The sequence below is a fragment of the Nitratireductor kimnyeongensis genome, assembly GCF_019891395.1.
GTDB lineage: Bacteria > Pseudomonadota > Alphaproteobacteria > Rhizobiales > Rhizobiaceae > Nitratireductor > Nitratireductor kimnyeongensis.
In genome coordinates, this window is the sequence record NZ_CP078143.1 from 406,332 (window position 1) to 426,769 (window position 20,438).

The 20,438-nt window shown below is 59.4% G+C and carries 17 protein-coding genes and 1 other RNA gene; 6 read left to right on the plus strand and 12 right to left on the minus strand.

The window, feature by feature from the left end; all coding sequences use genetic code 11:
* Positions 1–55: 55 nt before the first annotated feature.
* From rnpB to KW403_RS01910, 9 genes are all read right to left on the minus strand, one after another.
* Positions 56–497, minus strand: an RNA gene (gene rnpB / locus KW403_RS01870) — RNase P RNA component class A.
* 80 nt (positions 498–577) lie between these two features.
* Positions 578–1,267 carry a lytic transglycosylase domain-containing protein gene (locus KW403_RS01875; protein ID WP_223021087.1) on the minus strand — a complete coding sequence of 230 codons (690 nt, stop codon included), beginning with the start codon at positions 1,265–1,267 and terminating at the stop codon, positions 578–580.
* Positions 1,268–1,475: 208 nt separating this feature from the next.
* Positions 1,476–2,243, minus strand: a complete 768-nt coding sequence (locus tag KW403_RS01880) for an N-acetylmuramoyl-L-alanine amidase (RefSeq protein ID WP_223021088.1) — start codon at positions 2,241–2,243, stop codon at positions 1,476–1,478.
* Positions 2,240–2,950: a molecular chaperone DjiA gene (locus KW403_RS01885; RefSeq protein ID WP_223021089.1), complete on the minus strand. Its 711-nt coding sequence runs from the start codon at positions 2,948–2,950 to the stop codon at positions 2,240–2,242. The genes KW403_RS01880 and KW403_RS01885 overlap by 4 nt, the downstream gene beginning before the upstream one ends.
* A gap of 132 nt (positions 2,951–3,082) precedes the next feature.
* Positions 3,083–3,268 carry a hypothetical protein gene (locus KW403_RS01890; RefSeq protein WP_223021090.1) on the minus strand — a complete coding sequence of 62 codons (186 nt, stop codon included), beginning with the start codon at positions 3,266–3,268 and terminating at the stop codon, positions 3,083–3,085.
* A gap of 116 nt (positions 3,269–3,384) precedes the next feature.
* Entirely contained in the window at positions 3,385–3,906 is a 522-nt protein-coding gene (locus tag KW403_RS01895; RefSeq protein WP_223021091.1) for a winged helix DNA-binding protein, read from the minus strand.
* A 2-nt stretch (positions 3,907–3,908) separates the two neighbouring features.
* Positions 3,909–5,213, minus strand: coding sequence for a TRAP transporter large permease (locus KW403_RS01900; protein WP_223021092.1), 1,305 nt, complete (start codon positions 5,211–5,213; stop codon positions 3,909–3,911).
* A complete protein-coding gene (locus KW403_RS01905; RefSeq protein ID WP_223021093.1) occupies positions 5,213–5,764 on the minus strand; it encodes a TRAP transporter small permease in 552 nt (183 codons plus the stop codon). Before KW403_RS01905 ends, KW403_RS01900 begins: the two co-directional genes overlap by 1 nt.
* Before the next feature lie 99 nt (positions 5,765–5,863).
* Positions 5,864–6,835 carry a TRAP transporter substrate-binding protein gene (locus tag KW403_RS01910; RefSeq protein WP_223021094.1) on the minus strand — a complete coding sequence of 324 codons (972 nt, stop codon included), beginning with the start codon at positions 6,833–6,835 and terminating at the stop codon, positions 5,864–5,866.
* 159 nt (positions 6,836–6,994) lie between these two features.
* On the opposite strand from KW403_RS01910, the gene KW403_RS01915 reads away from it, so the two are divergent.
* The 3 genes from KW403_RS01915 to KW403_RS01925 all read left to right on the plus strand — a co-directional run bounded on the left by KW403_RS01915 (position 6,995) and on the right by KW403_RS01925 (position 12,746).
* Positions 6,995–10,621, plus strand: coding sequence for a hydantoinase B/oxoprolinase family protein (locus KW403_RS01915; RefSeq protein ID WP_223021095.1), 3,627 nt, complete (start codon positions 6,995–6,997; stop codon positions 10,619–10,621).
* Positions 10,622–10,821: 200 nt separating this feature from the next.
* Positions 10,822–12,066: a BtaA family protein gene (locus KW403_RS01920; RefSeq protein WP_223021096.1), complete on the plus strand. Its 1,245-nt coding sequence runs from the start codon at positions 10,822–10,824 to the stop codon at positions 12,064–12,066.
* Positions 12,067–12,068: 2 nt separating this feature from the next.
* Complete coding sequence (locus KW403_RS01925; RefSeq protein ID WP_223021097.1) at positions 12,069–12,746, plus strand: class I SAM-dependent methyltransferase; 678 nt, start codon at positions 12,069–12,071, stop codon at positions 12,744–12,746.
* Positions 12,747–12,884: 138 nt separating this feature from the next.
* Here the strand turns inward: KW403_RS01925 and KW403_RS01930 are convergent, their stop codons facing one another.
* Positions 12,885–14,282: a serine hydrolase domain-containing protein gene (locus KW403_RS01930; RefSeq protein WP_223021098.1), complete on the minus strand. Its 1,398-nt coding sequence runs from the start codon at positions 14,280–14,282 to the stop codon at positions 12,885–12,887.
* Between the two features lie 128 nt (positions 14,283–14,410).
* Here KW403_RS01930 and KW403_RS01935 point away from each other — a divergent pair, with 128 nt between their 5' ends.
* Both KW403_RS01935 and KW403_RS01940 read left to right on the plus strand, forming a co-directional pair.
* Positions 14,411–15,211, plus strand: a complete 801-nt coding sequence (locus KW403_RS01935; RefSeq protein ID WP_223021099.1) for a glycoside hydrolase family 25 protein — start codon at positions 14,411–14,413, stop codon at positions 15,209–15,211.
* A gap of 43 nt (positions 15,212–15,254) precedes the next feature.
* Complete coding sequence (locus KW403_RS01940) at positions 15,255–16,433, plus strand: lytic murein transglycosylase (protein ID WP_223021100.1); 1,179 nt, start codon at positions 15,255–15,257, stop codon at positions 16,431–16,433.
* Here the strand turns inward: KW403_RS01940 and KW403_RS01945 are convergent.
* Together KW403_RS01945 and KW403_RS01950 are read right to left on the minus strand one after the other, a co-directional pair.
* Complete coding sequence (locus tag KW403_RS01945) at positions 16,430–17,866, minus strand: cation:proton antiporter (RefSeq protein WP_223021101.1); 1,437 nt, start codon at positions 17,864–17,866, stop codon at positions 16,430–16,432. The genes KW403_RS01940 and KW403_RS01945 overlap by 4 nt on opposite strands.
* A 29-nt stretch (positions 17,867–17,895) precedes the next feature.
* Positions 17,896–19,116 carry an alanine racemase gene (locus tag KW403_RS01950; protein ID WP_223021102.1) on the minus strand — a complete coding sequence of 407 codons (1,221 nt, stop codon included), beginning with the start codon at positions 19,114–19,116 and terminating at the stop codon, positions 17,896–17,898.
* A 198-nt stretch (positions 19,117–19,314) separates the two neighbouring features.
* On the opposite strand from KW403_RS01950, the gene KW403_RS01955 reads away from it, so the two are divergent.
* Positions 19,315–20,238 (plus strand): DMT family transporter, encoded by a 924-nt coding sequence (locus KW403_RS01955; RefSeq protein WP_246637858.1) that lies wholly within the window; start codon positions 19,315–19,317, stop codon positions 20,236–20,238.
* The last annotated feature ends 200 nt before the right edge of the window (positions 20,239–20,438 follow it).

Here is a 20,438-nt window from a genome sequence, read left to right on the forward strand (position 1 = left end):
TGAAAAGGAGCCGAAATCCGTCGAATTCCGGAAAAATCGGCAAATTTTGGAAAAACGTGCCAGCCGGTCTGTAAGCCGGGTTCTGTATGGCTGCATCGCCCGAAAACGACGCAACGTGACGGCCATTCCTCTGGGTCCGATGTCGCCATCGGCCTTAAGCAACCTACCCGAACGGCTGGGCCGGAAAACGCCCTGAGGGTTGCCCCTCGCGCCATTCCTATTCGGTCTTGCTCCCGGTGGGGTTTACCATGCCGTCTTCGTTACCGTCGACGCGGTGGGCTCTTACCCCACCCTTTCACCCTGACCCCGCCAGTTTTTCGGTTCTCGGCAAGTAGCTGAAAAACAACCGAAAAACAGGCGGGGCGGTCTGCTTTCTGTGGCACTTTCCCTAGGGTTACCCCCGCCGGATGTTATCCGGCACCGTTCTTCCGTGGAGCCCGGACTTTCCTCGCAGACAGCCTTTCGGCTCTCGTCCGCGCGGCCGTCCGACCGGCTGGCAGGACGTATAAAGGGTTTCGCGCGGCAAAAGGCAACTCAAAACAGACCCGTTCCCGCACGAAACCCCGTATTCCCGGACTTAATGCCCAAGAATGCGCTTCACCTTCGTGCAATATCGCGAAGAAATCGGATTCATACGCTTTGCGCCATGACCGGCATTGTACTTGAGAATCGTGCCACAAGTCGTGCCACCGCCAAGCTGGTGGGCCTTGGCGAGATACTTCATGCCGTATTTAATGTTGGTGTCAGGATTGTAGAGCCCCTTGGCCGAGCCGCGGTAGCCCATCATGCGCGCAGTCGCGGGCTTAATCTGCATCAGGCCGATCTCGCCAGCCGCGCCGCGAGCATTGGCGCGATAGTTGCTTTCAACCCGGACCACCGCATTGGCAAGGGAAACCGGCACTCCATAGGCAGAAGCGTACTGCGCGATGATCGTCTGATAAGAACCGCCCTTGCCGCTCGAACGGACGGTCGTCTTTACCGTGGTCTTTTTCTTGCTGGACTTTGAAGCCGTCTTTTTAGTGGCCTTCGCAGGCTTGACGGACGCGGTGGTGGTCATATCGACCTTGCTCGCCTGGGAACCATTTCCGCCGCGAAGAATTGTCCGAAGCAGATTGGGAGCATCTTCACCTTCAGCTGCTTTTTCCGCGCTTTTCTTGGCTGAGTGCATAGCAATCTCTTGCGCGTAATTGGTCTTCTCGGCAGCGTTGGACAAAGACGTGGCAGCGCAGACAGCGATCGCTGCCGCGAGTAAGGTTTTGATTTTCATTTCGACCCGTAACTCTGAGCCGCAGCATTCGTGCGGCGGTTTTGCTTTTCACAAGGCCGGGACTAGGGTCCCACGACCTCAACACGGGCGGTGTTTTGCAGGCGAAGGGGGAACAAAAAAGGCGCTTCAATTCAATAAATATGAATCGATGTAATTTTGCGCCAGTCTTGGGAGTGAGTGATCGTCAGGGAGAAGAATCAATCACAGATCAATTATACAACAATTCCCTCAAAATTATGCACGTTGTCGCATCGGCTAGACCATTAACTTCTAAAGGTCTGAAATGTCTTTGAAATTCTCGCACAACGATTTGCGTATTTGCGTCATAAACACCACTGATATCGATGTTGTACCCGTAGCGACTCAGTAATCGCTGGAGTGCCTCAACGGCCGGTCCTTCGTCCTCGGGGCCAAGGACATGTCCACCTGAAACTGCCGCCATTGCGACAAAATGGCCGAGCCCGGCTTCGGCCAGGCGCTGCCAGGGAAAACGTTCTCCTGGATCAACCTTTCGGCCAGGGGCAATATCGGAATGAGCAAGAACCCGTTTTGGTGGAATATCGTGGCGACGGCAGATGTCGCGTCCGAGTTTCAACACGGCTTGTACTTGCACCTCTGGGAATTCCGGCAATCCCTTAGGGTGCCCCGCATTCGCGATCTCGACACCAATAGACCAGGAATTCACATCGTCGCGTCCCTGCCAGGTCCCACGGCCCGCATGCCATGCCCGGTCCGACTCACGGACCATCTGCACGATGCGCCCATCCTCGTGAACGAGGTAATGGCTTGAAACCTCACTTTGGGGTGCACAGAGCCAGTCCTGCGCGCTCTCGCCCGTCTCCATTCCCGTATAGTGAAGTATCAGAGCATCAGGTGTGTGCCCATCACGACGCTCGCCAAAATTGGGGGAAGGACAAACCTCCGCGCCTCTGAAATCCGGCTCAAATGAGGCTGCTTTCAGAACGACCCCGCTCAAGCGCGCACCTGCGCTTTCTCGATGCTCTCATAGGCAGCATTGATCGCTGCAAGACGCGTGTTGGCGATGGCCAGAAATTCTTCGGGAACGCCACGGGCGATAAGTCTGTCGGGGTGGTTCTCAGCGACCAGCTTGCGATAATGGCGCTTGATCTCATTGAACGGCGCACCCTGTTCGATTCCGAGTACAAGATAGGGATTGCCCCCCCCCTTGATCGCATGGCGTGACAGGATCTGGTCAAAATGGTCTTCTCCAATATCGAAGATCTCAGCGACGTGCTGGAGAAACGCCATCTCCCGTTCATGAATCACACCATCGGCCTTTGCGATGTGAAACAGCGCATCGAGAATGTCTTCAAGCACCATGCAATTGGGTCCGCCATAGCCGCACAGATTGGCCATCTGATGCGCATAAGCCTCAAACCCCGCAACGTCCTGCTGGGCCAAACTATACAGCCGCGCAACATTTGCCTGTTCATTTCGCGGCACTGAGAAAATCTCGTGAAACGCCTGCACCTCGTCCTGTGTGACGATTCCATCTGCCTTCGCCATTTTGGCCGAGAGAGCGATGATTGCGATTGAAAAAGCGACGCGCCGGCGCAATTGCGGATCGCCTTCGAAAACGGTGCGGATGGCCTCGACCATTGCCGACAGCGCATTGCCCGGCGCGCGCGTGATAAAGTCTGTTATTCGATCCCAAAACGTCATGTCGGTTTTGTAACCGCAAACGCTGGGGATTTCGAGGCACAGTTTGGCGCGAGCAAAACCGGATGGGCTACACAGCCCACCCGGTTTAATGAATGTCAGGCACTCAAAACGTAACCTGAAGGGATCGACACCTTACTGGCTTGTCGTGGTCTCATCCGGAACCGGCTCGGTTTCGGGTGTTGCTGCCGGCGGATCCATTGGGGTCGCATCCTGCTGTTCAGGCTCGATGCTCTGGGTGGTCGTGTTGTCGCCTTCACTGCAGGCTGCAAGACCGAGAAGGGCCAAGCCAGAAACGGTTGCGGCTAGAAACTTTTTCATTTCCACTCTCCATACAAAGCACATCTCGAAAGCGCTTCGCCGCGCTCACACTGAAGAAATGCGCAAGCTCGCCTGGAGTTTCGTAACGTTGAGTGACGGCACGTAACGAAGAGGGATCAAAGACTAGTCGCTCCCCGTGCAGCCTGATCGTACTGACCCGAAAGAGCGTGCATCACGGCAGCAATACCGGAAAGCGCTTCTTCATCGAGTTTAAGCCGCTTGGTGCTGGCAACCAGCAGAGCCTCCCGAACTTCGTGGTAGCGCTCGCAGGCCGCAGCCCCCTCCGCCGTGGCTTTCACGGTCTTTTCCTTGCCTCTACGTCCGGTCTTTACCAGTCCGAGGGCTGCAAGTTTCTTGATCGCATAGGAGGCAACATGCACATCCTCAATGTTAAACATCATGCACAGTTCCGAGAGCGTCTTCTCCCGGTTTCTGTGATTGGCTGCATGAAGGATCTGGACCGCCGTCGGCTGGAGGCCCGGAACACCTGCGGCGGCCATGCATCGCACCATCCACCGTTCGAAGGAATGGCTCATAACGGTCATCGCAAACTCGATCTCCGATAACGCCGGCATGGCACCGGCGGCCAGATGGGCTGCAGAGACAACCGGTCCAACCTTCTTTTCGGCGTTCGACATTATCACCTCGCGAGCATGGTTTGCGGCAGCCATAGCGCCAGTTGCGGGAACAGGACGATCAACACCACGGCGACGATCATCATGAGGAAGAACGGCAGCGTCATGCCGGCGACCTTGAGAATATTGTGACCGGTCAGTCCTTGTATGACGAACAGATTGAACCCGACCGGCGGCGTGATCTGGCTCATCTCGACCACGATGACGAGATAGATGCCGAACCAGATGATGTCGAGCCCCGCAGCCTCGACCATGGGCAAAATCACCGACGCCGTCAGCACGACGATCGAAATGCCATCCAGAAAACAGCCAAGAACGATGAAGAACAATGTCAGCGCCGCGAGCAGCGCATAGGGCGAATAGTCTTGCTGCGCAATGAACTGAGCCAGCGCGCGGGGAATACCTGTATACCCCATCGCCACCGTCAGAACCGATGCTCCAGCGAGAATGAGCACGATCATGCAGGAGGTGCGCGAGGCATTGCGCAACGCATCAGAAAAGGTCGCGCGGTTGAGCGTTCCGGTGAACCAGGAGAGTCCAAGCGCGAGAACCACGCCCACGACTGCCGCCTCCGTGGGAGAGGCGAAGCCGCCATATATTGAGCCGACAACCCCCACGATAAGTGAAAGGATTGGAAATAGGCGGCGTGTCTGCCAGACGCGCTGGAGATATGGAACGCGCGCATCGGCTTCGGGCATGCGTTTGCGATTGATAAGCGACCAGACCGCCGTATAGCCCATGAAAAGTCCCGCCAGCATTAGGCCGGGGATGACACCAGCAATGAAAAGCCGCGCAATCGATTGCTCTGTCGCCGCTCCATAGACGATCAGTATGATTGACGGTGGAATGAGCAGGCCGAGCGTGCCGGAACCCGCAAGCGAACCGATAGCCATCCGCTCGTCATAGCCACGGTTTTCAAGTTCGGGCAGAGACATGCGGCCGATGGTTGCCGTTGTTGCGGCGGATGAGCCGGACACCGCGGCGAAAATGGCACAGCCCAGGATGTTGACGTGCAGGAGCCGGCCCGGCAGGCGGCGCATCCACGGCGCAAGACCAGCAAACATGTCTTCAGCAAGCCGCGTGCGGAACAGGATTTCGCCCATCCATATGAACATGGGCAGGGCCGCCAAATCCCAGGAGTTGATGGAACCCCAGACCGTCGTGGCCATAACCGCGCCGGGCGGCACAGGAACCATTAGGAAGATGGCAGCAAGACCGGCAATCATGAGCGCCAGAGCGACCCACACGCCCGCCGTGAGAAGAATGAGGAGCAGGCTCCCGAGCGTCAGGGAAATGGCGAAAAGGTCCATCACACCTCCTCCACCGCGCCGTCTTCCTTGGCGAGATAGGATGGAGACCGTCCCGCAAGAACCTCGAAGAGGTCTTCCACCAGAGCAACGGCGAAAATTCCGACCCCGAGAGCCATCACCGCTTGCGGGATCCAAAGCGGAATGGCGATGATGCCATAGGACAGTTCGTTGAAACGGTAGCTATCGACGGTGAGCTTTGACGCATAGTAAAAGAAGAACCACGAGAGTGCAGCACCAATGACGAGGACAAACACCTCGGCCACCTGCCGCATCCTGTAGGGCATGGCCGACAAGCCCAGTGTGACCCGAATCTGTGCGCCACCTCGCAAAGAGCCGGCAAGCGCCATGAAGGATGCGCCCACAAGCAGAAAACCAGCGATTTCCGCCAGAGATGGGACAAGGAATCCAAAGGGGGGCAGGCCAAAAAGGCCAATAATGGTGTCGAACACACGCCCGAGCACCTGCGCGAACACCAGAAGAGCGATCACGCCGAGAGCAGCCATGGCCAGCCATTCGGCCGCGCCATAGAGCCCGTCAAGAATTTTTCTCATTGTCGTCGTCTCCGCTCCGACGGTCTGATTGTGGTTGTGCGCGACAACCAATCTGCAGGCAGCGGAGTGCTCCACCGCCTGCAGAGCCTGCCAAAGCGATCAGTTGTTGAAGGTGTCGAGAACAGCTTTGCCTTCGTCCCCGGCCTTCTCGGCCCATTCGGCGGACATCTCTGCACCTATGACCGCCAGTCCTTCCTTGAGCTCGGTGCTGGGGGCAGTGACGGTAATCCCGTTGTCCTTCAGAACCTGGGTCTTTTCCATGGTTTCCTTGACGGATGCTTCCCAGCCACGGGTTTCGGCGGAGGCGGCTGCCGCAAGTACGGCAGCCTGCTGCTCCTGTGGGAGCGCGTCGAACGCGCCTTTGTTGACAAACACCATGTTGCGCGGCAGCCACGCCTGAGCGTCCGAATAATGCGACAGGAAATCCCAGACCTGGGAGTTCGCGCCGGTGGACGGCGATGTGATCATGGCTTCGACACGCCCGGTGGCGAAGGCCGTTGGCAGATCAGGCACCTCGACCTGTGTCGGCAATGCGCCCGCAAGTTGCGCAAGGCGCTCGGTGGCGGCATTATAGGCGCGCATCTTCAGGCCTTTGAGATCACCGACCGAAGAGACTTCCTTCTTTGTGTAGATGCCCTGCGGCGGCCACGGGACCGAAAACAGCAACTGAAGCCCCTGCTCCTCGAGCTTGGCAGAAAGCTGGTCCTTCGACGCGTCATAAAGCTTCTTCGCGTCGTCATAGCTGGTGGCCAGGAAAGGAATGGAATCCACTTCATAGATGGGGTCTTCATTGGAAAGACGCGAGCCGAGGATTTCGCCAATCTGGGCAAGCCCCTGACGCACGGCATTCTTGATGTCGGGATGCTTGAAGAGCGATCCATTGGAGTGAACCGTGATCTCCAGCCCGCCACCCGTCGCGGATTTCACATCGTCAGCAAACTGAACGATGTTCTGCGTATGGAAATTGGTATCGCCATAGGGGACAGGCATGTCCCATTTGGTCTGGGCGGATGCTGTCGTGGCAAAGCCGAGCGCAGCGACGGCCAGTGCAAATTTCATGGAATGATGCATATCAAGTCTCCCATTGTGAAGCGCAATGGAGGCGTTTCCATGCCTTTCTCATTGCAATGCGAACAACGTGTCACACTCAGAGAATATGTCAATAAATTGTTGACGTTTTATTCGAGACATGTTTCTCCTGCTCCGTAGGATAATGCGAAGGAAGCAATGATGACAGAAGGCAAATGGGATTTTTGGATCGACCGCGGCGGTACTTTCACCGACGTCATCGGCCGCGACCCCAAAGGCGGGCTGCACGCCCGCAAGCTGCTTTCTGAAAATCCGGAAGCCTATGCCGATGCCGGCATTCAAGGCATTCGCGATCATCTTGGTGTCAACAAGGGCGAAGCCATGCCCTCGCACCTGATCGGCGATGTGAAAATGGGCACGACCGTGGCCACCAATGCGCTTCTGGAGCGCAAGGGCGACCGCGTGGCGCTTCTCATCACCAAGGGCTTTCGCGATGCGCTGAAAATCGCCTATCAGGCGCGGCCGGACATCTTCGCGAAGGAAATCATTCTTCCCGAACAACTCTATGAGCGCGTGATCGAGGTGCCGGAGCGCCGCCGCGTCGACGGCGCGGTGGAAACGGAACTCGACCTTGCCACCGTGAAGGGCGAGATCGAGGCGGCGAAGGCTGACGGCATCGATGCGGTGGCCATCGTCTTCATGCATGCATGGAAGTATCCAGAACATGAGAAAGCGGCTGCAAGCCTTTGCCGCGAATCCGGTTTCTCACAGGTTTCCGTGAGCCACGAGACCTCGCCGCTGATCAAGCTGGTGGGGCGCGGCGACACCACGGTGGTGGATGCCTATCTCTCGCCCATCCTGTCACGTTATGTGAACCGCGTGGCGGCGGAACTGGGCGTCGACGAGAATGGCGAAGGGCCGGGCCTCAAATTCATGATGTCGTCGGGCGGACTGACGGCAGCCGACAAGTTTCAGGGCAAGGACGCTATCCTTTCAGGGCCCGCTGGGGGCGTGGTCGGCATGGTGGAGACTGCGCGGCTTGCCGGTTTCGACAAGGTGATCGGCTTCGACATGGGCGGCACCTCGACGGATGTCGCCCATTATGACGGCGACTATGAACGTGCCTTCGACACGGAAGTGGCGGGCGTGCGCATTCGCGCGCCGATGATGCGCATTCACACCGTGGCCGCCGGGGGTGGCTCGGTGCTGCATTTCGAGGACAACCGGCTCAAGGTCGGTCCGGATTCGGCAGGCGCGAATCCCGGCCCCGCCTGCTATCGCCGTGGCGGGCCGCTGGCCGTGACCGATGCCAATGTGATGCTCGGCAAACTTCAGCCTGATTTCTTCCCGGCTATTTTTGGCCCCGAGCAGAACGAGCCGCTTGATGTGGACGCCGTGCGCGCACGTTTTACCGCGCTTGCCGAAAAGCTCGGCGACGGGCGTCCGGCCGAAGCGGTTGCCGAAGGTTTTGTCACCATTGCCGTGGAAAACATGGCCAATGCAGTGAAGAAGATTTCCGTGCAGCGCGGCTATGATGTGACGGGCTATCTGCTGAACTGTTTCGGCGGCGCGGGCGGCCAGCATGCCTGCCTCGTGGCCGATGCGCTTGGCATGGAGGCAGTGCTGATCCATCCGATGTCGGGCCTGCTTTCGGCGTATGGCATCGGCCTTGCGACCGTGTTCGCCTCACGCCAGCAAGCGCTGATGCAGCCATTCTCGGAGAGCGCGCTGGGTGCCATCGAAGCGCTGTCGGAGTCGCTGCGCGAAGAGGTGCGTGCAGAACTTGCCGATCAGGGCATCACCGGCGACAAGGTGGTCTGGGCGACCAAGCTGGAAATCCGCTACGAGGGCACCGACACCACGCTGCCCATCGCCTTCGATGGCACGCTTGAGACCGCCAGGGCCGCCTTCGAGGCAGCGCACAAGGCGCAGTTCGGCTTCGTCTATGACGACAAGCCGATGGTGGTGGAAGCCGTCAGCGTCGAGGGACTGGACGCGGGCGATGGACGCCCGGTGGAGCAGGAGCAGGCGACCAGCGACGCCACGCCCGCCCCCGGCGAGACGCGCGCGATCTTCTGCGATGGCGCATGGCACGATGCCGGCATCTACCGCCGCGAGACGCTGTCACGCGGCGCGAAGGTCAACGGCCCTGCCCTCATCATCGAGACCAACCAGACGGTTGTCGTGGAGCCCGGCTGGCAGGCTGAGATCACCGCGCTCGACCACATTCTGATGCGCCGCGTGGAAAAGAAGGCCCGCATGGCCGCACTCGGCACCAAGGCCGATCCGGTGATGCTGGAGGTCTTCAACAACCTGTTCATGTCGATCGCCGAGCAGATGGGCGTGACGCTGCAGAACACCGCCTACTCAGTGAACATCAAGGAGCGGCTCGACTTTTCCTGCGCGGTCTTCGACCAGAATGGCGCGCTGGTGGCCAACGCCCCGCACATGCCGGTGCATCTGGGCTCCATGGACCGTTCGGTGGAAACCGTCATTCGTCTGAACAAGGGCAATATCCGCCCCGGCGACGTGTTCGCGCTGAACGCGCCCTATAATGGCGGCACGCATCTGCCCGACATCACGGTGGTCACGCCCGTGTTCGATGACAGGGGCGAGAACATCCTGTTCTACACCGCCTCGCGCGGCCACCATGCCGATGTCGGCGGCACAGCACCTGGCTCCATGACGCCGCTGGCGACCACGGTGGATGAGGAAGGCGTTCTGTTTGACAATTTCCGCCTCGTCAAAGACGGCAGGTTCCGCGAAGAGGAGCTGCACACGCTTCTGACCGACCACCCCTATCCGGCGCGCAACCCGCACCAGAACATTGCCGATCTGAAGGCGCAGATCGCCGCCAACGAAAAGGGCGTGGCGGAATTGCGCAAAATGATCGACCAGTTCGGTCTGGACGTGGTGCAGGCCTATATGGGCCATGTGCAGGACAATGCGGCGGAAGCCGTGCGCCGCGTGCTGGAACGCCTGCCGGATGCGTCGGAATATGAATATCCGACCGACACGGGCCAGGTGATCAAGGTGAGGATCACCGTCGACCGCGAAAAGCGCGAGGCAACCGTCGACTTCACCGGCACGTCAAACGTTCAGAAGAACAATTTCAACGCGCCCGAACCGGTGACCCGCGCAGCCGTGCTCTATGCCTTCCGCGTGATGGTGGAAGGGCAGATCCCGATGAATGCGGGCTGCCTCAGGCCAATCAACATCGTGATCCCGGAAGACTGCATGCTGCGCCCCTCCTATCCGGCGGCGGTCGTGGCCGGCAATGTGGAGACGTCCCAGCACGTCACCAATGCGCTGTTCGGTGCGATGAAGGCCATCGCCAACAGCCAGGGCACGATGAACAACCTGACCTTCGGCAATGAAGAGTATCAGTATTACGAGACCATCTGCTCCGGCTCGCCGGCCGGTCGCATGAATGACGGTCGCGGCTTCGATGGCGCGTCGGGCGTGCATGTGCACATGACCAATTCGCGCCTGACGGACCCGGAAATCCTTGAATTGCGCTTCCCGGTTCTGCTGGAGGACTTCCACATTCGCGACGGTTCGGGCGGCAAGGGAAAGTGGCGGGCCGGCGACGGCACTCGCCGCACCATCCGCTTTCTAGAGACGATGGAATGCGCCATCCTCTCCTCCCACCGCACGCAGCCACCGCGCGGCGTGGAAGGTGGTGGTGATGGCGAGATGGGCAGGACCGAGGTGCGCCGCAGGGACGGTCATGTCGAAACACTGAAGGGCTGCGATCAGACGGTGATCGAGACGGGTGAAGCGGTAATTGTCACCACGCCCACCGCCGGTGGGTTCGGCAAGGTGTAGAGCGTCCAGGATCAACGGGCGGAAGAAAACACTCTCCGCCGATATTGTCCTTGGCCCGGTTCGGGTCAAGGGTTCCTGAGCGGGTAACGCGGATCGTAAACGCCGCATTTCACAGCCCCGTCACACTCGGTCACTCAGCGTTCACGCGCCTGTCATGGAAGCGCAGTAGCCCCTCAATAAAAGATTGAGGGGAGAGACCCATGACAGATCTTTCAGCCGGTACCGGCCTTTCCACCCGCCGCCATCTCGGCAAGGCGGTCTATCAGAACAGGGCCACCACGCGCGCCGGCCTTTCCGAACGCCTCTTCGCTCTCCTTTTTTCAGGCCTCGTCTATCCGCAGATCTGGGAAGACCCGGAGGTGGACATGGCGGCCATGGAACTCGACGAAAGCCACCGTGTCGTCACCATCGCCTCGGGTGGCTGCAATGTGCTGGCCTATCTCACCCGCCAGCCGGCGAAGATTGACGCCGTGGATCTGAACGCTGCGCATGTGGCGCTCAACCGGCTGAAGCTCACCGCTTTCAAGACATTGCCAAGCCATGGCGATCTATTGCGGTTTTTCGGCACCACCAACCAGCGTTCCAACACGAAAGCCTATGAGCGTTTCATAGCGCCCGCGCTCGATGCCCAGTCGCGCCGTCATTGGGAGAAGCGTGGACCGCTCGGCCGCCGCCGCATCGATGCCTTTTCGAAAAATTTCTACCGCAAGGGCCTGCTGGGCTTCTTCATCGCCACCGGACATTCATTTGCCAAGCTTTATGGCGTCAATCCCGCCGACATCATGAAATCGCGCTCAATCCGTGATCAGCGCATTTTTTTCGAAGAGCAGTTGCGGCCCCTCTTCGACCGCAAACTCATCCGATGGGCGACCTCGCGGAAAGCCTCACTCTTCGGCCTTGGCATCCCGCCGGCACAATACGATTCGTTAATCACCGCCGGCGATGGCACGATGGCGGAAGTGCTCTCCAGCCGCCTCGAAAAGCTCGCATGTCACTTCCCCCTCAAGGAAAATTACTTCGCCTGGCAGGCCTTCGCGCGCCATTACCCGACGCAGGGCGAAGCCGCCCTGCCCGCCTATCTGGAACGCCGCAACTTCGAGACAATCCGCGCAGCTGCAGACAACGTGACCGTGCATCACGCCAACCTGATGGATGTGCTGGGTAAAAAGCCGGCACAGAGCGTCGACCGCTATGTGTTGCTCGACGCCCAGGACTGGATGAACGATGATCAGCTCAACGCGCTGTGGAGCGAGATAACCCGCACGGCAGCGCCCGGCGCGCGGGTCATTTTCCGCACAGCCGCAGCACCGAGCCTGCTGACGGGCCGCGTACACGATCACATTCTGAACCAGTGGCACTATGAGAAAATCCGCTCGCGCGAACTTTCAGCCAATGATCGCTCGGCGATCTATGGCGGCTTCCACCTCTATGTGAAGGCGGCCTGAAAATGGCCATGCCGCAGGCCGCAGGCCACGCCAGCCTGATGGACGGCGTCTATCGCCGCCAGCGCCATATCTATGATCTGACGCGCAAATATTATCTGCTTGGGCGCGACGGGCTGATCGGCGGGCTGAACGTGCCGGAAGGCGGCGCGGTACTGGAGCTGGGCTGTGGAACGGGGCGCAATCTGGCGCTCGTATCGGACCATTTTCCGAAGGCGCGTCTTTTCGGCCTCGACATCTCGCGGGAGATGCTTTCGACCGCGAGGCGGCGAATGGAGCGCGAGAACATCGACGCCCGACTGGCTGAGGCCGATGCCTCGTCCTTCGACGCCGAGGCGTTGTTCGGGCAGGCCCGCTTCGAGCGAGTTTTCATTTCCTATGCACTGTCGATGATCCCGCCGTGGCGCGAGACCATTGCAGCCGGCCTCGACTGCGTTGCGCCGGGCGGCTCGTTGCACATCGTGGATTTCGGCCGGCAGGAACGGCTGCCCGGCTGGTTCCGCTCCGGCCTTCGGCGCTGGCTGTTAGCGTTCCACGTAATCCCGCGTGATTCACTGCGTGAAGCACTGGAATCGGAATGCGAGAAACGGGGTGCAAGCCTGCGTTTCGACTCGTCTTTTCGCGGTTACGCCGTGCGGGCGATTGTGGAACTGCCTGCGGTGAATGACACCCGATTGCAGTGAAGTTGTGCGTGGTTCGACAAGCTCACCATGAGGGAGGTGGAGCTTCGCGATGAAGACCGGTTCCACGCCCTTGCTCACCAGTTGCGCAGCCAATCCCATCCCTCATGGTGAGCTTGTCGAACCACGCACCACTCCACCCTACTCCATCTTCCCCGGAAGTTTCGCCAGAGCCTCGATCAGCGCCTGTGGCTTGTAGCCGAGGCGTGAGGGTGTGAGCCCCATGCGCACAACCACCATGCGCAGCGAGGGGATGACCGTGATGGTCTGGCCATCATGGCCGAGCATCCAGAATGCATCAGAAGGCAGGTCGAAACCCTCGTCTTCCGGTACGCCGCGCGGTGTATTGGCGCGCGGGCCGTGCAGCCAGACATGACGGCCATATTCACCTCCCGAAGCTTCGGTGGGGGTCCGCATCCAACGCACCCAGCCTTCGGGCAGAATGCGTTCGCCCTTCCACACGCCATCCTGAAGGAGAAGCTGGCCGAACTTCGCCCAGTCACGCGCAGATGCATAAAGGTTTGAGGACCCGACATAAGTGCCACGCGTATCGGTCTCGAAGACGGCGCTGTCCATGCCGAGCGGACCGAACAGGGCCTCATAGGGCCAGGCCAGCGCATCCTGGGGCGCGCTGAACGTGTCCTGCCACACACGCGACAGGAGAACGCTCGTGCCGCTCGAATAGTTGAAAACCTCGCCGACCGGGCTTTCAAGCTTCTGGTCAGCCGCGAAGGCCGGCATGTCCGAGGCGAGATAGAGCATGCGCGTGACATCGCTCACATCGCCATAATCCTCGTTGAAGTAGAGACCGCTCTCCATGGCGAGAAGATCGGCAACGGTGATCTGCGATCGTTCGTCATCCGCCCATTCGGGGAACAGATTGCTGTCCTCGACAGACAGGCGGCCAGCCTTGACGCGGGTGCCGATGAGGACGGCGGTAACGGTTTTGGTCATGGACCAGCCGATCAGGGGCTGCGTGTAATGGGCGACGTCCTCGCCAAAGCGCTCGCCAATGATGCGGCCATCCTGAACGACGACCACGGCGCGCATGCCGGGGCCGGTGAGCGCGGGATCACCAAGCAGTTTGGCCACCAGCTCATGCCCCTTTACGTCGATGCGCGGGCCATCCGGCCACAGATCCGTTCCCTGAGGCGAAGGCTCCTGCCTGTCGAAACGGGCGCCCAGTGCCGCGTCCACATCGCCATCGGCCACGGCGGCGCAGCCGGTCGCACCGCGATAGACGGCAAGCCCCCCGCCAAAAACACCGAAGAGGCCGGTGTGAACCGTCGCGTCTGACGGCTCGACCCGCACGCGCATGAGCTTCAGGAGCGGGTGACCCGGCGCCTGAACATCCTGCTCAAGCACGGTCTGCGGGTCGCGGCCCGCTACAAAGACATTCGAGCAGATGATTTTGGCAGCGTAATTAGAACCAACGCGGATAAGAGCGGGGGGAGCAAGATACAGCCACAAAGCCCCCCCGGTGAGCACGATCAAAATGAGACTGAGGAGCCACTTGAGAAGCCTGAACATCAGCCGCATTCGCACTTCCAGTTCTTGATTTCGCCTCGCTGCCGGGCCTGCCGTGGTGACTGGGCTGTCATCTTCGCCTATTCCTGTGAGCGACGCTCAATTTCGCTGATTCGCATCCGGGGGAGCCTCTGCACATCATGCGTCGTTTGATCATGGCCAGTCTATCCGTCTTGCTCGTCGGCTGCTCCACGGTCGACTATGATTTTTCCGATATTGCTCCCAAGGTGCAAACACCCGCTTCAACCAGCCATGGCCTGCGGTTTGGCGACACCGACCCGCATGAATGGAAAGGTCGGGCGCCCTGGCACTATGCGATCCATGGCACTGATGTGGCCAAATATCAGGCTGAAATTGATTGGAATAAGGTCGCGCGCAACAACATCTCTTTCGCTTTTATCAAAGCGACAGAAGGCGGCGACCGGGTGGATGACTTTTTCACGCGCAACTGGCGCGAGGCCAAGGCCGCCGGTGTTCCTCGCGGCGCCTATCACTTCTTCTACTTCTGCCGGCCGGCCATCGAACAAGCCCGCTGGTTTATCCGCAACGTGCCGCGGGATGCCTCAGCACTCCCACCCGTGCTCGACATGGAGTGGAACCCTTTCTCGCCAACCTGCACGACCCGCCCGCCAGCGGAGAAAGTGCGCGCAGAGATGCGGATTTTCCTCGATACGGTGGAACGGCATTACGGCAAGCGACCCATTATCTACACATCGATCGATTTCTTTGACGACAACGGTCTCAGCCGTTTCAAAGGCTATCCCTTCTGGTTACGCTCGGTGGCCGGACACCCGGACGACAAATATGGAAACCATCCATGGGTCTTCTGGCAATACACCGGTACCGGTGTCATTCCCGGCATAGAGGGTAAAGCCGACATCAACGTGTTTAACGGCAATGCGACAGCCTGGAAAAACTGGCTGAAGGCCAACGCCAGATGACAACACGAAGCGCCCACGGCGTGCGTTTCCAAGGAGAGTAGACATGCGCAGTAAAACCATTTTGCTCGGAGCGCTCTTTGTCTTCGGCCTCACCGGCAACGCCCTGGCGCAACAGTGTGGTGGTGATTTCAACGCCTGGCGAGAAGGTGTGCGTCAGGACGCTGCCTCAGACGGAGTTAGCGAGCGCGGGCTCTCCGCGCTGAACGGCGCGCGCATCGACCAGAAAGTTCTGGAGCGCGATCGGGCACAGGGTGTCTTCAACCAGACGTTTGCGGAATTCGCCAACCGCATGATCAATGATTATCGCCTGAAAAACGGTGCGGCCAATCTGCAGAAATATGCAGACATCTTTGCACGGGCAGAGAACGAGTTCGGCGTACCGGGGCCGGTGATCGCCTCCTTCTGGGCGCTGGAGACGGATTTCGGCGCCGTGCAGGGCGACTTCTCGACCCTCAACGCGCTCGCCACGCTGGCGCATGACTGCCGCCGTCCGGAAATCTTCCGCCCGCAGCTCATCGCGCTTCTGCACCTGATCGATCAGGGCTGGGTGCCCGCTGACGTAACCGGTGCTTGGGCGGGCGAAATCGGCCAGATGCAAATGTTGCCGTCCGACTATTACACCAAGGGTGTTGACGGCGATGGCGACGGCAAAGTTGACCTTAAGGGCAGCTCTCCCGACGCAATTTTGACTGCAGCCAAAAACCTTCAGTCCCTCGGCTGGAAACCCGGTCAGCCATGGATGGAAGAAGTGCGCGTGCCCGACCAGATGGCTTGGGAGAAAACCGGCCGCGTCAACAAACTGCCCCGTTCGGAATGGGCGGCGATGGGTGTGACGCGCCGCGACGGAAGCCCCCTACCATCCGACGGAATGCCGACAGGACTGGTGCTTCCGATGGGGCACAAGGGTCTAGCCTTCCTCGTCTATGACAATTACGATATTTATCTAGAGTGGAACCAGTCGCTCATCTACACCCTGACGGCGGCACATCTGGCCGCACGTCTTGCCGGTGCGCCCCGTTTCGACGTGGGATCGCCTGAACAGGGCCTGGCGCCAGAGACGATGAAACAGCTGCAGACCAAGCTTGCCGCACGCGGCCATGATGTGGGCAAGATCGACGGCATTCTGGGGGCCGGAACACGCGAAGCCGTGCGCCAGGAGCAACTGCGCCTTGGCCTGCCCGCCGACGGGTGGCCGACACCGACACTGTTTTCCAACCTCTAGACCTTTTGCTTCGACGTCCCGGTGGCCTCCCGTTGATCGGCTTGCCGGGTCGTGGCTTCCATCGTAACAGCCTCGGGGGGCGGCTCCTCCCGTTCCCTCCTGGCCGCCTTGGCGGCCTTTTCCAACGCACGGCGCGCGCGCCATTTGCGCAGGGTCATCCGGCCGGCGCGATAGCGGGCGCGCACCCACCAAAGTCCCTCACCGACATTCTCGATCTCATCAGCATAAGCTTCCGACAAGGCTTCACGATAGGAAGAGAAACTCTGAGCCGCGACGTCTTCGATGCGACGCATCACGGACATCCAGGCAGGTGAAAACAGAAGGGAGATGGCAGTGACAGCGATGGCGAGACGGTAACTGTCCTGTGCCAGAGCGCCGGCCGATAGCCCGGCCGCCGCGAGCACGAAGGAAAACTCGCCGATCTGCGCCATGGAAAGGCCACCGATCAGCGCCGTGTTGCGATCATGACCGGTGGCGCGCAACAGAAAAACATTGAGCAGCGTCTTGGCGGCGATGACGAGAAACGCTGCCCCCAGCACCATCCAGAGATTTTTCCAGATATAGCCCAGATCGAACAGCAGGCCGATGGACAGGAAGAAGATCACCACGAGCACGCTCTGAATCGGCTCGATGACGGGAATGATGCGCGCGCGAAGGTTTGAGTTGCCGACCAGAATGCCCGCGACGAATGCGCCGTAGGCCGGCGAAAGGCCTAGGAAACCCGATAGCGCCGCCACACCGAAACAGACACCCAGCGCGCCAAGAGCGAGAATTTCCACATTGTCGGCAATGGCACTAGCGAAAGGCACGCGCAACTTGCCCCGCCGCCCGAGCCACCACAAAAGCCAGGCTAGAAACCCAACCGCCAACGCTACCTTCCCGGCAATCGCGACGAGACTGGTATCGGCGCCGCCCAGTGCAGAAACGATGATGAGCATAGGCACAACGGCAATGTCCTGGGCGATGAGAACCGCTATAGCAATGCGCCCTGCATCGCGACGCAATTCGTCCATGTCGTCGAGCATTTTCATGGCAACGACCGTGCTGGAAATGCCTATGATGAAACCGAATATGATGCCTTCGGCAAGCCCTGCGCCGCTCATCCATGCAATGGACAGGCCGATGGCCAACGCCACGGACAATTGCCCGACGGCCACGAGCACGGCGGGCCTGAGGCTCATGATGAAAGCTCTGAGCGACAACTCCATGCCGATGAAGAAGAGCAGCATCAAGACGCCCATCTCGGCAAGTGCGATGACGTTTTCGGAATTGTCGATAAGGCCGAATCCGGTTGGCCCCATGACGACGCCGGCCAGGATGAACCCCACCAGCGGCGGTTGCTTCAGCCGCATAAGCCCAAGCCCGAGCGCAATCGCGACGAGAAGGACGAAGGCGACCTCCGTCAAGGGAAAGGCATGTGCTTCCGCTTCCAAATCCGTTCCCCTTGTCCTTCAACCCCGGATCAGTCCGCCATGGTTTCTAGGCTGGCAAAGCCTTCAGGCGCTGAACCCGCATCGAAAGGTGTTTTCACCTCGATGAACGTGTCGGGATAAAACCCGTTGAAACGCGTTCTTAGCGACAGGGAATAGGCACCAATATGGCCAATTTCGATCCAATCACCAGTGTCTACCGTTTCTGGCAACCAGAATGGGCGTGAGAGAATATCAACAGAATCGCAGGTGGCGCCACAGACCTTGAACGGTACGAGCTTATCGGCATCGCCGTTGCGGTTGCGGATCGCGGGATCGGGAATGAAGCGCGCCGGCAGCGTGATCTTGCCGGTCCAAGAATCCGAGAGTGATGCCCAAATGCCGTCATTGATATAGAGCCGGCGACCTTTGCGCAGAAGTACGCGTACGATGAGCGAAAAGGCACGCGCGACGATGACACGGCCGGGCTCCGCCACAAGCGGCATGTCGTCAAAGCCCCACTCCACGATATCGGCCCGCAGCCGCGCCATGATTTCATCAAGACTCGGCATTTCCGGCTTCTTGCGGTTAGGGTCATGACCATATTCAGCCGGAAAGCCGCCCCCGACATCAAGTGCCGCAAGCTCCACGCCCGCCCTGCCCCGCACCCAGTCGGCTGACGCAAGCGCGCGCTCATAGGTATCCGGATCATGGATCTGGGAACCTACATGAAAGCAAAGGCCGAGCTTGTAACCATACCGGTCGAGCCGTCGCAGAAGCTCGACCGCCTGCGCAGGCCCCGCACCGAATTTCTTCGAAAGTTCATAAGCCGCGTGGCCCTTGGTCTGAATGCGCACGAAAACGGTGAGCGAACCGGGGTCGATGTCGAGGGCACGGACCACCCGGATCAGTTTCGTCACCTCGTCCTCATGGTCGACCACGATGACCCGAATGCCGTATTCCTCAAGCGCCAGACGTATGTCCGACTGTGCCTTGACCGGGTGCATGTAAAGCATTTCTGCGTTAGGCGCGACGGAGCGAACGGCGGCGAACTCAGCCGGAGACGCGACATCGAAGGCCTCAACGCCTGCCTCAGCCAGCGATTTCAGCACGAGCTTCTCGCCATTGGTTTTCACGGCATAGGCAGTTTTACCCGGAAACTGTCCCATGAAATTGCGTGCGTCGGCTTTGAGCACTTCGGGCCGGAAGCAGTAGACCGGATCATCGGGACGAAGCTTGAGGGCAGCGTCTCGGGCGGTCTCAAAAATCTGCATTGGCAGCTCCTGGTTCGAATGAACGCAAAGGGCGGGAGGAAAGCGTAGTGGATTTGCGTTGCATGTAAACGCTCCACCGCAGCGTTTGCGGTTGAAAAATGCGGCGACCTCGGCTTCGGCCACGTTTCGGGTGGTTACTGCTTTCCCAGCCGGGCAACGCGTGAAACACGCGAATGATCCAAAACTGAGAGACAGGCGATGACAAGGCAAGCGCCCGACCAAATGAATGCTCCTCAAATGTCGGCCCGAGACTGGGGTCTACTCATCCTGCTCGGTGCCGTATGGGGAGGGTCTTACTTCTTCGCCCGAATCGCTGTCAGCGAGATGCAGCCTTTGGTGCTTGTCATGTTTCGCGTCTCGATTGCGGCCTTGGTGCTCCATCTTTTTCTGACCGTCCGCGGACCATCCTTCCGCACGGCTTTGCCTCTCGCTGGCAGCTTTGTCGTGTTGGCGCTCTTCAATAACGTCATTCCCTTTTCCCTGATCTTCATGGGGCAGACACAATTGGGAGCCGGGCTTGCATCTGCGTTGAATGCCACGACACCCTTCTGGACCGCTCTTCTTGCCAGTGTCCTTACTGAGGATGAGCGACTTACTCCGGTGAAGCTGACCGGCATCGCATTCGGCATTGCAGGCACAGACGTGATGATCGGCCCGGGTCTCCTCAACGGGATGAGCGGGCCCCTATGGGCAAAATTCGCGCTGATCGGCGGCGCAATCTCCTATGGCCTCGCCTTCATCTATGGGCGGCGGTTTCGCAGTGTGCCTCCAACCATCATCGCCACGGGCCAGCTTTCCGCCTCGAGCATCATCATGATTCCACTGGTGCTCACACTCTACTGGTCGGAAAACCTGCTAGGCTTTTCCGGCAACATCTGGTCCGCAGTCATCGGCCTCGCTGTGCTTTCGACGGCTTTTGCCTATCTGATCTATTTTCGGGTTCTGGCGAGCGCCGGCGCCAGCAACGCATCTCTGGTGACCTTTCTGAACCCCGTGAGCGCCATTTTGCTGGGGAGCCTGTTCCTGGGTGAACGGCTGGCTCCCTTTGAAATCAGTGGGATCGTGCTTATCGCCGCAGGATTGATCATCATCGACGGAAGGCTTCCGGCTCGCATCCGTTAACACAAAGTGAATCGGATCAATTGCTCAATGATTTCAAATGAGCGCGATCAGCGCGGCATGCTTTTTTCACAAACCTACCGCAATGCAGCATAAAATCCGCTTGCCGGATGGCCGCTCATCCATAGAATCCGGCTTGCAGATAAGCAGAGGAGGCTTTGGCATGGGACTGACACGGCCTGTGAATGCACTGATGATTTGCG

Coding starts and splice junctions, on each gene's coding strand:
- KW403_RS01910 (WP_223021094.1), bottom strand. CDS start 6,835: ATGCATCATTCCATGAAATTTGCACTGGCCGTCGCTGCGCTCGGCTTT.
- KW403_RS01900 (WP_223021092.1), bottom strand. CDS start 5,213: ATGGACCTTTTCGCCATTTCCCTGACGCTCGGGAGCCTGCTCCTCATT.
- KW403_RS01955 (WP_246637858.1), top strand. CDS start 19,315: ATGACAAGGCAAGCGCCCGACCAAATGAATGCTCCTCAAATGTCGGCC.
- KW403_RS01940 (WP_223021100.1), top strand. CDS start 15,255: ATGCGCAGTAAAACCATTTTGCTCGGAGCGCTCTTTGTCTTCGGCCTC.
- KW403_RS01950 (WP_223021102.1), bottom strand. CDS start 19,116: ATGCAGATTTTTGAGACCGCCCGAGACGCTGCCCTCAAGCTTCGTCCC.
- KW403_RS01925 (WP_223021097.1), top strand. CDS start 12,069: ATGGCCATGCCGCAGGCCGCAGGCCACGCCAGCCTGATGGACGGCGTC.
- KW403_RS01920 (WP_223021096.1), top strand. CDS start 10,822: ATGACAGATCTTTCAGCCGGTACCGGCCTTTCCACCCGCCGCCATCTC.
- KW403_RS01885 (WP_223021089.1), bottom strand. CDS start 2,950: ATGACGTTTTGGGATCGAATAACAGACTTTATCACGCGCGCGCCGGGC.
- KW403_RS01930 (WP_223021098.1), bottom strand. CDS start 14,282: ATGCGGCTGATGTTCAGGCTTCTCAAGTGGCTCCTCAGTCTCATTTTG.
- KW403_RS01890 (WP_223021090.1), bottom strand. CDS start 3,268: ATGAAAAAGTTTCTAGCCGCAACCGTTTCTGGCTTGGCCCTTCTCGGT.
- KW403_RS01895 (WP_223021091.1), bottom strand. CDS start 3,906: ATGTCGAACGCCGAAAAGAAGGTTGGACCGGTTGTCTCTGCAGCCCAT.
- KW403_RS01915 (WP_223021095.1), top strand. CDS start 6,995: ATGACAGAAGGCAAATGGGATTTTTGGATCGACCGCGGCGGTACTTTC.
- KW403_RS01875 (WP_223021087.1), bottom strand. CDS start 1,267: ATGAAAATCAAAACCTTACTCGCGGCAGCGATCGCTGTCTGCGCTGCC.
- KW403_RS01905 (WP_223021093.1), bottom strand. CDS start 5,764: ATGAGAAAAATTCTTGACGGGCTCTATGGCGCGGCCGAATGGCTGGCC.
- KW403_RS01935 (WP_223021099.1), top strand. CDS start 14,411: ATGCGTCGTTTGATCATGGCCAGTCTATCCGTCTTGCTCGTCGGCTGC.